Here is an 11,710-nt window from a genome sequence, read left to right as displayed (position 1 = left end):
ATCACTCGCGCCATTCTTGGAAGACCGTGTCCTACCCGACGCTCACCCTGCGAACGTCGGCAGCACGCGTCCCCGGGCTCCGGGCCGCGCCGCGAACACCGAGCCTGCGGCCGGCTCCTCGCCGTCGGCGATCCCCTGCCGGGAGGTCGTGATGTAGAGCACGTCGAGATCGGGTCCACCGAACGCGACCGCCGAGGTGTTGCTCACACCGGGAACGGTGATCACGTCGGTCAGATAGCCGTCCGGGTCGTAGTGGTGCACCTTGCCGCCCGACCAGAGCGCCACCCAGAGGCCGCCCTCCTCGTCGATCGTCATGCCGTCGGGCGAGCCCTGCGACTTGTCGATCTCGGCGAAGCGGCGCCGGTTGGTGAACTGGCCGCTCTCGCCGTCGTAGTCGAACACGTCGACGCATTGGGTAGGCGTGTCGATGTAGTACGCCGTGCCGCCGTCTGCGCTCCACTGCAGACCGTTCGAGATGGTGACCCCGTCGAAGGCGACGCTCGTACTACCGTCGGGTTCCAGCCGATACAGGCTCGCCACCCCCGGCTGTTCGTCGTAGGCCATGGTTCCGCAGTAGAACCGGCCATGCGGATCGCAGCCGCCGTCGTTCATGCGGATGCCGGCATCCGTCACGACGTCGGGCACCGCCCGCTCCGCGACGAAGTCCCGGTCGAAGAGGCTGAACCCGTGCTCGGTGGCGACGACGAACCCTCCAGCCGACCTCGGACGCAGAGCGGCGGCCACCTTGCCCACGTGATAGCGCGCGATGCCATCCGACTCAACGCGGCCGGTGGTCGGATCACGCAGGTCGAGCACCTCGCCGCGCATGATGTCGACGATCAGGAGCCTGCCGCGATCCGAGTCCCAGATCGGGCCCTCCCCGTGTTCCGCGATGCGTTCTGTGACCTGCTCGGCGTCCATTCGAGCACGCTATCGCTCCGCGCGCCGTCGGGGAGAGGGCTTGCGCCGAGCGTGGAGCAGCAGACTCGACGACGGCCGTGCCCGTCTCGGGGGGCTCAACCGCCCGGGGCCGGTTCGCAATACTGGAATGACGCGCATCGGCTATCAGGGGAGGCCGGCGGCGAAGGAGAGACCAATGGCGGCCGCGAGACACACATTCAGTCGGGGGTTCTCAGCCAACGACGACTTCGACTTCGAGCTGCGCACCGTGCTCGGCAGCGCATACTCGGGTGCGGCCGATGTCGGCGAAGTGCTCGCCGCCGTGGACGACGTCGGCCCTAAGAACGCCCGTGACTGGTTCGACGCCTGGCTCGCACTCGGAGATCGCATCGCGGCTCAGGCGGATGCCTCCGCCCAGCACGCACACACCGTCAGCGCGTCGTCGGCGTACCTGCGGGCATCCACCTACTACGCCGTCGCGGTGAACGCCGCGTCCGGGTTGAACGCCGCGGACGACCTTCTCGCCGTCTTCCGCAAGCACCGCGCCGCCTGGGACCGGTTCGTCGACACCACGGCTGAGGCCGATGCGCAGCGAGTGGCCATACCGTACGAGGGGCGCACGCTGCCTGGATACCTGTTCAGGCCACGCGGGGCATCCGCAAGCGTTCCGTTGCTGATCGGCACGAACGGAAGCGACGGGGCGCTCTCATCGATGTGGGCGACGTGCGCGTTCGGTGCCCTTCGGCGCGGCTACGCCGTGCTCGTGTACGACGGTCCTGGCCAGCAGTCGATGCTGTTCGAGCAGAACACCGCGTTCCGCCCGGACTGGGAGGCGGTGCTCACCCCGGTGCTCGACTTCGCGCTCGGACTCGAGGGCGTGGATGCCGCGCGGGTCGCCGCGTACGGCATCAGCCAGGCCGGCTATTGGGTGCCGCGAGCGCTCGCGTTCGAGCACCGGTTCGCCGCGGCGATCGTCGACCCAGGCGTCGTCGACGTGTCGACCTCGTGGACCGATCACCTGCCGAAGAGCCTCGTCGAGCTCTTGGACAAGGGCGAGACGCAGAAGCTCGAGCGCGACATGAAGTTCGGGCTCGAATTCCAGAAGGATGCCGCCAGCCAGTGGGCATTCCGCGCACGGCCGTACGGGCACCTGGGCTATGCGGAGACCCTTCAGGAGGTACGCAAGTACAACGTCGGGGACGTCGCCGGCCAGATCACGACGCCGCTCCTGATCACTTCCCCCGAGCGGGAGCAGTTCTGGCCGGGACAATCCGAGCGGCTCGCGGAGCTCACCAAGTCGGTGTCGACGCTCGTTCCGTTCACCGCCGCCGAGGGTGCTGACTTCCATTGCCAGCCGCTCGCCCGCTCTCTGACGGACCAGCGCATGTTCGACTGGCTGGACGAACGACTGGAGGCACGCCCATGAGAATCGTCGTCATCGGCGCAACGGGGCACGTCGGCGGATACCTCGTTCCCCGGCTCGTGCGCGCGGGGCATGAGGTGGTGGCCGTGAGCCGCGGCCAACGCGAGCCGTATCGCGCCGACGAGGCGTGGGCATCCGTGCAGCGCATCGATATGGACCGCGAGGCGGAGGATGCGGCGGGCACGTTCGGGCAGCACATCGCCGAGCTCCGCCCAGACGTCGTGGTCGACATGATCTGCTTCACGCGAGCCTCGGCCGAACAGCTCGTCGACGCGCTGCGCGGTCGCGTGCGGATCCTCGTCAGCTGCGGATCCATCTGGTCGCGCGGCATCCTCACGGAAGTGCCGGCGACCGAAGACGCGCCCTTGAACGGCTGGGGCACGTACGGCACAGGCAAGGCGCAACTGGAGGCTTACCTCCTTGGGCAATCAAGGACGCCCGCTGGTGTGCCCGCCGTCGTCATCGACCCGGGACACATCTCGGGTCCCGGCTGGCACGTGATCAATCCCGCAGGCAACCTCGACCTCTCGGTCTGGGAGCGGCTCGCGTTCGGCGAGCAGGTGATCCTGCCGGACTCGGGTCTCGGCATGCTGCACCACGTGCACGCAGACGATGTCGCGCAGCTGTTCCAGCTTGCGATCGAGCATCCCGAGCTTGCTGCAGGCAACGCGTTCTTCGCCGTCTCGCCGCAGGCCCTCACCCTTCGCGGTTTCGCGGAGACGGCGGCCGGCTGGTTCGGCAGCGAGGCCCGACTTGGCTATATACCGCTTTCGGAATACGCCTCGGCGGTGGGCGAGGAGCACGCGCAGACCACGGTCGAGCACGTCGCGAGAAGCCACGCCATGAGCATCGAGAAAGCCGGCCGGATGCTCGGCTACACCCCCGCGTACTCGTCCCTGCAGGCGACGCGCGAAGCGGTCGAGTGGCTGAACGACAACGGCGCGTTCGCGCGCCGCCTCCCGTTCGCCTGAGCCCCTGCCCGCCGCCGGGGCGAGCCCTGTTCCGCCCGCGAGCCGCCACCACCCTTCCTCACGCGGGCCTTCCGCTGTCACAAATTGCGGGTGCCGCCCCCGACCACCCGCGTTTTGTGACAGCGGAAGCGATTTGGCGCCGCGGGACGCCGAACACGGGCTCAGACCTCCAGGCGCGACCCCCGCTCACGCGGGCCTTCCGCTGTCACAAATTGCGGGTGCCGCCCCCGACCACCCGCGTTTTGTGACAGCGGAGCGGGGTGGCGCACCTTCTGGGGGTGGGGGGGTGGGCGGAGCGGGATGGTGGGGGTGGGCGGAGCGGGGTGGTGCGCCTTCTGGGCGACGGTGTGGGGCGGTGGGCGGGGCGACGCGGATGCGCTCCCAGCGCTGCGAGGAACCGGCGGTCCTCGGAATTGCACGGCCTCGTCCGGTAAAGCGCTTTCACAGCTTCGGCGAAGGGCCGCCATGTCAGTCGACGTCGTTGTATCCCTTCGGCGATATGCTCGTGACCGTGCAGACCGGGAGAAGTGTGCGCCTCAGCGATGTGGCAGCGGTCGCGGGGGTGTCGCTCGCGACGGCATCCAAGGCGCTGAACGGGAGCACTCGCATCTCGCAGGCCACTCGCGACCGCGTTCAGGCCGCCGCCGACCGGCTGGACTTCAGGCCGAACGCGCTCGCGCGGTCGTTCGCCTCCGGCCGTAGCGGAACCATCGGGGTGCTCACCCACAGGGCGAAGAACACTTTCGCCCGGCCCGTCACAATCGGCGCCGTGCTCCAGCTCGGTGACCAGAACCAGGCTGCGCTGGTCTACGACGGCGACGTGACCGAGAGCCGGGCCATGGCCAACAGCATCCGCGAGTTGCAGGCGCGCCGGATCGACGGCCTGCTCGTGATCGGCGACGGCCACGAGCACGCGTCCCCATCGCTCACGCACCACTTCGAGGTCCCCGTCACCTACGTCTTCACCGCCTCGAGCGACGAGAACGACGTGATGTATCTGCCCGACAACCGCCTGGCGGGCCGCATCGCGACGGAACACCTGGTCAGCGGCGGATGCTCACGCATTGCGCACATCACAGGCCCGCGCTCGAGCATCGCCGCCCAGCGGCGCGAACAGGGCATGCGCGACGCGCTGGCCGACGCCGGCCTCGAGCTCACCGCCCCCGTGCTGTACGGCGATTGGACCCGGCCGCAAGGCGAGGAGTCGATGACCGAGCTGCTGGCGTCTGGGATCGAATTCGACGCCATCTTCTGCGGAAACGACCACATCGCGCTTGCCGCGCTGGATGCCTGCGCCGCCGCCGGCATGCGCGTGCCAGACGACGTCGCGCTGGTCGGCGTCGACAACTGGGAGGGCACCGTCGTGGATCAGGAGGGCTCACGTCAGTTGACCTCCGTCGATCTCGAGCTCATGGAGCTCGGCCGCCTCGGCGCGGCAAGCATGCTCACCGAGCGGGTTCCCGGCGAGCACTACTCGACGCCCACGCTCGTGCTCGGCGGATCCAGCCGCCACTGAGCTCCATCGCCCGCCGACTTTCCACCGGTGCGGGAATTGAGTTGACAGACCGATTCTCGGTGTGATTATGTTTGCGGCATCTGCTTGTGAAAGCAGTTTCGCAGATTTCGATCACAGGAGATCAGTTGGCCCTCGAGAGCACGCCGACCCACCGACCGCTGCCGCGCCATGTGCTTGTCACGGGCGCCGACGGCATGATCGGCGGGGCTCTCGTCGAGCATCTGCTGGCGGAGGGCGTTCGCGTCACGGCGCTCGGCCTCGAATTCGACGCCCCGAGTCCCGCTGAGCGTGTGATCACGGCCGACGCCGCAGACGAAGCCGCCGTAGCCGACGCGATGCACGACGTGGATGCCGTCGCCCACTTGGCCGCCATCGCGCACCCGAGCCTCGCGCCGGCCCGCGAGCTGTTCGTTCGCAACACCTCCGCCACGTTCACGGTGCTCGACAGGGCCGGGGCAGCGGGCGTGACGCGGGCCGTGATCGCCGGCTCCATCAACGCGTTCGGGGTGCCGATGAACCGGCATCCGATTCTGCCCGCGTATTTCCCGCTCGACGAGGACTCCCCCATCGCGCACGACGACGCGTACTCCCTGGCCAAGTGGGTCGACGAGCACACGGCGCGCTGGGCGAGCAGCCGGTGGGGCATGGGCATCGTGGCCTTCCGTTTTCCGCTCGTCAAAGACCGCGAGACCATCCTTGAGTCGAATCGGCAGCTGCTCGACGACGAGAAGGAGATCGCGCGGCTGGGTCGCGAGGGATGGTCCTATCTCGTGCTCGACGACGCCGTCGACGCGATCGTGCTGGGCCTGACGGCCGAGCTGCGCGGGGCGCACACCATGCTTCTCGCTGCCGACAACACCCGGCTTCCGTACGACACCGAGGCGCTGCTCGACCGCTACGCGCCCGGGGTCGAGCGTCGCAAGCACTTCACGGGCCGCGAGAGCCTCATCGACACGAGCAAGGCGCGCGAGCTCCTGGGCTGGGCGCCGAAGCACGAGCTGGATGCCTCCGCGATCGTCTCCGAGGTCGCACAGTGAACGAGATCCCCGCCTCGCCCTTCGCGGCACCGTGGCCGTCACGGGACGACCTGCGCATCACCGGCGTGCGGGCCATCGCGACCGCGCCGGAGGGCATCCCGCTGGTCATCGTCAAGGTGACGACCAGTGACGACGGGCTCTACGGGCTCGGCTGCGCCACCTTCACCCAGCGCTGGCGCGCGGTCGTCAGCTACGTGGAGGATCACCTCGCACGTCTCGTGATCGGACGGCATCCCGCCGACATCGAAGACCTCGTGCGCCTTGCCAGGTTCTCGTCGTACTGGCGCGAGGGCCCGGTGGGGAACAACGCGATCTCGGGTCTCGACCAGGCGCTGTGGGACATCGCAGGCAAGCGGGCCGGTCTGCCGGTATACGAACTGCTCGGGGGCCGGGTGCGTGCCGCAGCCGACACCTACCTTCACGCCGACGGCGGCTCCATCGACGAGGCCATCGACCACGCCGAAGAGCTTCGCGAACGCGGACTGCGGCACGTGCGCATCCAGGTCGGTCAGCCGGGCGGCGGCCACTACGGTGCCCGCCCGACGCGCGAGATCAACGACCCGCGGGCGCCGTACCCTGGCGGCTGGAGCGCGTCCGAGTACCTGTACACCGTGCCACGGCTTTTCGAGGCGGCACGCAGCAGGATGGGCGACGGCGTCGAGCTGCTGCACGACGTGCATTCGCGCCTCAGCCCCAAGCAGGCCGTCGTGCTGGCCCGTTCGCTCGAGCCCTACCGACTGTTCTTCCTCGAAGACGTGCTGCCGCCCGAGCATTGGGATCGCCTGCCCGAGGTGCGAGAGCACTCGCCCGTTCCCATCGCAGTGGGCGAGTTGACGACGTCCGTCACCGACGCGGCCCGGCTCGTGCTGGGCGGCGGGGTCGACTACATCCGATCACACGTCTCGGATCTCGGCGGCCTCACCCCCGCACGCAAGATCGCCGCGGCCGCGGAGCTCGTCGGCGTTCGCACGGCGTGGCACGCCCCGGGCGACACGTCGCCGATCGGCGCCGCAGCGAACGTGGCGCTCGACGTCACCAGCCCGGCGTTCGGCATCCAAGAGGGCCATGACTATCCGGATGCCGTGCACTCGGTCTTCCCCGGAACGCTGCGGATCGAAGACGGCTGGCTTCGACCCAACGACGCACCGGGGTGGGGGATCGACCTCGACGAGCGCGAGGCATCCCTGTTCCCTCCCGAACTGTCCGGGCACGACGCCTGGGCGGCAAAGGTCCGGGGTCTGGACGGCGGCCTGATCGCCCCCTGAACCCACGTGCCGGCGGCAACCCACCGACGGCACAGACATCAGCACCACCCAAGCAATCACCACAACGAAGTGAGGAATCATGAAGAAGAAGCTGTGGCGAACCATCGCCCCGCTTGCCCTCATCGCCATGGCCGGAGCCGGTCTGGCAGGGTGCAGCAGCAACAACGCCGGCGACGGCGGCAAGATCACCATCACGGTCGGGAACGAGCCGACCAGCGATCAGACTGCTGCGCTCAAGGTCTACAAGAAGCAGGTGGCCGACTTCGAGAAGGCCAACCCGAACATCAAGGTGAACTCAACCACCACGCAGTACGACGCGCAGACCTTCCAGGCACTCGTCGCCTCAGGCAAGATGCCCGACGTCATCTCCGTTCCGTTCACCGACATCCAGTCGCTGATCGCGCGCGGCCAGGTCGCCGACATCACGAGCGAGATCAAGGCCGACCCCCAGGCATCCAAGGTCAACCCGACCGTGGCGAAGGTGGCGCAGGCCGGCGGCAAGACGTACGGTGCTGCGATCGGCGCTTACACGATGGCGTTGATCTACAACCGCGCCCTGTTCACCAAGGCGGGGCTGGACCCGGACAAGCCGCCCACAACCTGGGATGAGGTGCGCGCAGACGCCAAGGCCATCACCGAGAAGACCGGCGTGCAGGGCTACGCGGCCATGACGACGAAGAACACTGGCGGCTGGTCACTCACCGCGTTGAGCTACGCCTTCGGCCACACCATCGAATCGGCCGACGGCAAGAAGGCGACGGTCGACAACCCGGCTACCAAGAAGGCTCTCGAGCTGTACCAGCAGATGCGCTGGGACGACAACTCGTTCGGCTCGAACTTCCTGCTGAACCAAGACGACGTCTTCAAGCAGATGGCCGCAGGCAACATGGGAATGATGGTCAACGGCTCCGACGGCTACAACTTCGCGGTCACCAACGACGGGATGAACAAGGACGACTTCGGCCTTGCGCCGCTGCCGCAGGAGAAGGGCGGCCTCGGCACGCTCGGCGGTGGCTCGATCGCGATCTTCAAGCCCAAGGCGACGAAGGCGGAGATCACCGCCGGACTGAAGTACGTCGACTGGATCTACTACCGCCAGTACTTCGACAAGTCCACGGCCGTCTCGACCGCCAAGGCGTCCGTCGCCGACGGCAGCGCCGTCGGGGCACCCGGCCTTCAGCTGTTCGACAACGCGACGAACGACAGGTACCTCGGCTGGGTCAAGGACGAGATCAATGTGCCGCGCGCGAACTACAAGGCCTACCTGGCGTCCACCACGACGCTGCCCCTCGTTCCCGAGCCGATGACTCAGGCGCAACAGGTGTACGGCATCCTCGACAACGTCGTGCAGGCGGTGCTCACCAACAAGGACACCAACATCGACTCGCTGCTGCAGAACACGCAGACCCAGGCGCAGTCTGCGGTCGCCGGAGGCTGATCCCACTCGGCCCGCCCTCGGATGCTCCGGGGGCGGGCCATCCACCATCTACAGGGAGTTTCACCCGATGACTCGAATAACTCCGCCGGCTCGCACGATCGCCACCGTACGACGCCAGGCAACCGATGCCTCAGCAGTCCGAACGAGCATCTCCCGGCCCGCGTCATCGGATGTCCGCACCTCGACCGCGAGAAGATCAGGCGGTCGTGTGCGTCGCTGGGTGCGCGCAGGCGGCCTCTCCACGCTCGTCTTCTTCCTGCCGACGATCATCGTGTTCGCCCTGTTCAGCTGGTGGCCGATCCTCAGGTCGCTGCCGCTGAGCATGGAGCAGACCAACTTCATCTCCACGCAGTGGATCTGGTTCGACAACTTCGGAAAGGTGCTGAGCGATCCGCTCCTACCCACCGCCGTGCTGAACACCACCTGGTTCACTCTGCTCGCGCTCGTGATCGGCTTTCCCGTTCCGCTCGTGCTGGGCGTGGCCATCGGGGAGTTGAGGCGATCCCGGCAGCTGGCGGCCGCGTTCGTCTATCTGCCCGTCATCCTTCCGCCCGTTGCGGCGGTGCTGCTGTGGCAGACGTTCTACGACCCAGGTCCGCACGGCGTGTTCAACACCCTGCTCAGCTGGTTCGGGGTTGGCCCGCTGCCGTGGCTGAACAGTGCGGGTCTCGCGATGCCCTCGATCGTGCTGCAGGCGACGTGGGCCTCGTTCGGCACCGCGACCATCGTGTACCTGGCCACCATCATGGGCGTGCAGACGGAGCTGTACGACGCGGCCGAAGTGGATGGCTCCGGCATCTGGAAGCGGATCTGGCACGTGACCCTCCCGCAGCTGCGCGGCGTCATCCTCGTGCTGCTGCTTCTCCAGCTGATCGGCACCTTCCAGGTGTTCACCGAGCCGTACGTCATGACCGGCGGCGGCCCCGAGAACCACACCCTGACGATCCTGATGCTGATCTTCCGCTACGCATTCGTCTCCGGGAACTACGGCACGGCGACCGCGCTGAGCGTGCTGCTGGCGATCGGTCTCGGCATCCTCTCCTTCGTCTACCTGCGCCTGACCCGCCGCTGGAGCAACTCATGAGCCGCGTCATCGACCAACCCCGCATCCGTCGCCGTCAGGCGTTCGAGACCGGCGAACGGAGCATCGTCTCGGCGCTGGACAAGAAGCGGCGAGCTCCGCGCATCGTCATCCTGGTGCTGACCGTCGTGCTGCTCGTCGCCGTCACGATCGCGTGCGTCGGGCCGCTCGTCTGGCTGTTCAAGGCGGCCACCTCCACGTCGAACGAGATCCTCGCCAATCCGTTCTCGCTGTGGCCGACCGGGCTGCACTGGGAGAACTTCAGCCAGGCGTGGGCGAAGGTGAACTTCGGAACGTACTTCCTCAACACCCTGTGGACCGTTGGCGGCTCGACCATCCTGGCCCTCATCGTCGCGACGACGGGCGGATACGGCCTCGCCGTGCTGAAGCCGAAGTACGGCAGGGTCGTGTTCGTCGCAGTGCTCGCAACGCTCTTCATCCCCGGCGTGATCTCGCTGGTCTCGCTCTACCTCACGGTGAACGATCTGGGCCTGCTCGGCACGTACCCGGCCGTGTGGTTCCCGGCCGCGGCGAGCGCCTTCAACATCCTGCTCGTGCAGCGATTCTTCGCAAGCATCCCTGGTGAGATCTTCGAGGCTGCACGCATCGACGGCGCGGGCCCGTTCCGGATCTTCTTCTCACTCGTGCTTCCGTTGTCCCGCCCGGTCATCGGAGTGGTCGCGCTGCTGAGCGCAATCGGGAGCTACAAGGACTTCCTGTGGCCCCTTCTCGCCCTCCCAGACCCTGCGTCTCAGCCCATCTCGGTGGTGCTGCCGTCGCTCTCGCACACCATGCCTCTCGCCCAGTTCATGGCCGTGCTGTTCGTCTCGGTGCTCGTGCCCGTCGCGTTGTTCATGATCTTCCAGCGCGACATCCTGCGGGCGGCCGGCAACAGCGGAGCCGTGAAGGGCTGATGCGCATCACTTCGGTCGAGACACTGCGGGTCTCCCAGCGCTTCTGCCTCGTCCGTATCGGGACAGACTCCGGGCTCGTCGGCTGGGGCGAAGCGACACTGGAGAGCCGCTCGCGCACTGTCGAGGCGGCCGTGGGCGAGCTCGCAGACATCCTTCTCGGCGAGGATGCCCGCCGCATCGAGTTGCTCTGGCAGCGGCTGCGCAAGGGCGGCTTCTACCGCGGGGGGCCGGTGCTCGGTTCGGCGGTGGCGGGTATCGACCAGGCACTGTGGGACCTCAAGGGCAAGGCGCTGGGCGTTCCCGTGTACGAGCTGCTCGGCGGACCGACCAGGGACCGGGTGCGCGTCTACACGTCTGTGCATGAGGCGCCGATCGAACAGATGGTGCACAGGGCTCGAGAACTCGTGGCTGCCGGTTACACCGCGCTGAAGCTGGCTCCCGCACCACCGGTGCGGTACCTCGAGTCCCCCGCCATACTCGATGCCCTCGTCGATAAGTGGTCAGCCATGCGCGAAGCGGTCGGCAGGGGCGTGGATCTCGCATTCGACCTGCACGGCAGGTTCTCCGTGCCCGCTGCCAGGCGACTCCTCGACCGACTGCAGACCATCGATCCGCTCTTCGTCGAAGAGACGCAGCCGCCCGAATTGCAGCGCGAGCTGCGTCGGATCTGCGCTTCGACGAGCATCCCGATAGCGACAGGCGAACGCCTCTACGACCGCTGGGAGGTCTCGGATGTGATCGGCACCGGCATCGCAGTTCTGCAGCCGGACCTCGCCCATGCTCACGGCATCAGCGAGGTGATGCGGATCGCCTCTTATGCCGGCGTGCACGGCGTTCACCTCGCACCCCATTGCGCTACGGGCCCGCTCGCCTTCGCCGCGTGCCTGCAGATCGATCTGGCGATCGACAACTTTCTCATCCAGGAGTCTCCGCTCGCGGTGCACGAGTCGGGTGGGCATCCCTGGCAGCGGTTCATCGCGAGCACGCCGTTCCGGTTCGAGAACGGTTACGTGCTGCCACCGACCGGGCCGGGGCTCGGCGTGGAGGTCGACGAGGATGCCGTGCGAGCCGCTGCCGCAGCGCCGCCGGACCCGAAGACCGAGAACTCTCCCGTCCTGTCCGGCGCCGACGGCGGGTATGCCGAGTGGTGAGCGGCGACTCGGGC

10 protein-coding genes are annotated in these 11,710 nt (G+C 67.7%); 9 read left to right on the top strand and 1 reads right to left on the bottom strand.

Going from position 1 to position 11,710, the window contains the following annotated elements:
• Nucleotides 1–42: 42 nt before the first annotated feature.
• The gene (locus tag ACO2Q7_RS12065) at nucleotides 43–921 is read right to left on the bottom strand and encodes an SMP-30/gluconolactonase/LRE family protein (RefSeq protein WP_423355840.1); all 879 of its coding nucleotides are present in this window, start codon (nucleotides 919–921) and stop codon (nucleotides 43–45) included.
• Between the two features lie 175 nt (nucleotides 922–1,096).
• On the opposite strand from ACO2Q7_RS12065, the gene ACO2Q7_RS12060 reads away from it, so the two are divergent.
• From ACO2Q7_RS12060 to dgoD, 9 genes are all read left to right on the top strand, one after another.
• Entirely contained in the window at nucleotides 1,097–2,326 is a 1,230-nt protein-coding gene (locus ACO2Q7_RS12060) for an alpha/beta hydrolase family protein (protein WP_423355839.1), read from the top strand.
• Nucleotides 2,323–3,294: an NAD-dependent epimerase/dehydratase family protein gene (locus ACO2Q7_RS12055; RefSeq protein ID WP_423355838.1), complete on the top strand. Its 972-nt coding sequence runs from the start codon at nucleotides 2,323–2,325 to the stop codon at nucleotides 3,292–3,294. Before ACO2Q7_RS12060 ends, ACO2Q7_RS12055 begins: the two co-directional genes overlap by 4 nt.
• Nucleotides 3,295–3,799: 505 nt before the next feature.
• Entirely contained in the window at nucleotides 3,800–4,810 is a 1,011-nt protein-coding gene (locus ACO2Q7_RS12050) for a LacI family DNA-binding transcriptional regulator (protein ID WP_423355837.1), read from the top strand.
• A gap of 125 nt (nucleotides 4,811–4,935) precedes the next feature.
• A complete protein-coding gene (locus tag ACO2Q7_RS12045; protein WP_423355836.1) occupies nucleotides 4,936–5,847 on the top strand; it encodes an NAD-dependent epimerase/dehydratase family protein in 912 nt (303 codons plus the stop codon).
• Nucleotides 5,844–7,112, top strand: coding sequence for an enolase C-terminal domain-like protein (locus tag ACO2Q7_RS12040; protein ID WP_423355835.1), 1,269 nt, complete (start codon nucleotides 5,844–5,846; stop codon nucleotides 7,110–7,112). Before ACO2Q7_RS12045 ends, ACO2Q7_RS12040 begins: the two co-directional genes overlap by 4 nt.
• A 79-nt stretch (nucleotides 7,113–7,191) precedes the next feature.
• Entirely contained in the window at nucleotides 7,192–8,550 is a 1,359-nt protein-coding gene (locus ACO2Q7_RS12035; protein ID WP_423355834.1) for an ABC transporter substrate-binding protein, read from the top strand.
• Nucleotides 8,551–8,617: 67 nt separating this feature from the next.
• Nucleotides 8,618–9,634 carry a carbohydrate ABC transporter permease gene (locus ACO2Q7_RS12030; RefSeq protein ID WP_423355833.1) on the top strand — a complete coding sequence of 339 codons (1,017 nt, stop codon included), beginning with the start codon at nucleotides 8,618–8,620 and terminating at the stop codon, nucleotides 9,632–9,634.
• Nucleotides 9,631–10,545 carry a carbohydrate ABC transporter permease gene (locus tag ACO2Q7_RS12025; RefSeq protein ID WP_423355832.1) on the top strand — a complete coding sequence of 305 codons (915 nt, stop codon included), beginning with the start codon at nucleotides 9,631–9,633 and terminating at the stop codon, nucleotides 10,543–10,545. Before ACO2Q7_RS12030 ends, ACO2Q7_RS12025 begins: the two co-directional genes overlap by 4 nt.
• Complete coding sequence (gene dgoD, locus ACO2Q7_RS12020; protein WP_423355831.1) at nucleotides 10,545–11,696, top strand: galactonate dehydratase; 1,152 nt, start codon at nucleotides 10,545–10,547, stop codon at nucleotides 11,694–11,696. The genes ACO2Q7_RS12025 and dgoD overlap by 1 nt, the downstream gene beginning before the upstream one ends.
• The last annotated feature ends 14 nt before the right edge of the window (nucleotides 11,697–11,710 follow it).

It is taken from the genome of Rathayibacter sp. KR2-224, assembly GCF_049446075.1.
GTDB lineage: Bacteria > Actinomycetota > Actinomycetes > Actinomycetales > Microbacteriaceae > Humibacter.
The sequence above is the reverse complement of the archived record's forward strand: the minus strand, read 5'-3'. Positions and strand labels throughout refer to the sequence as shown.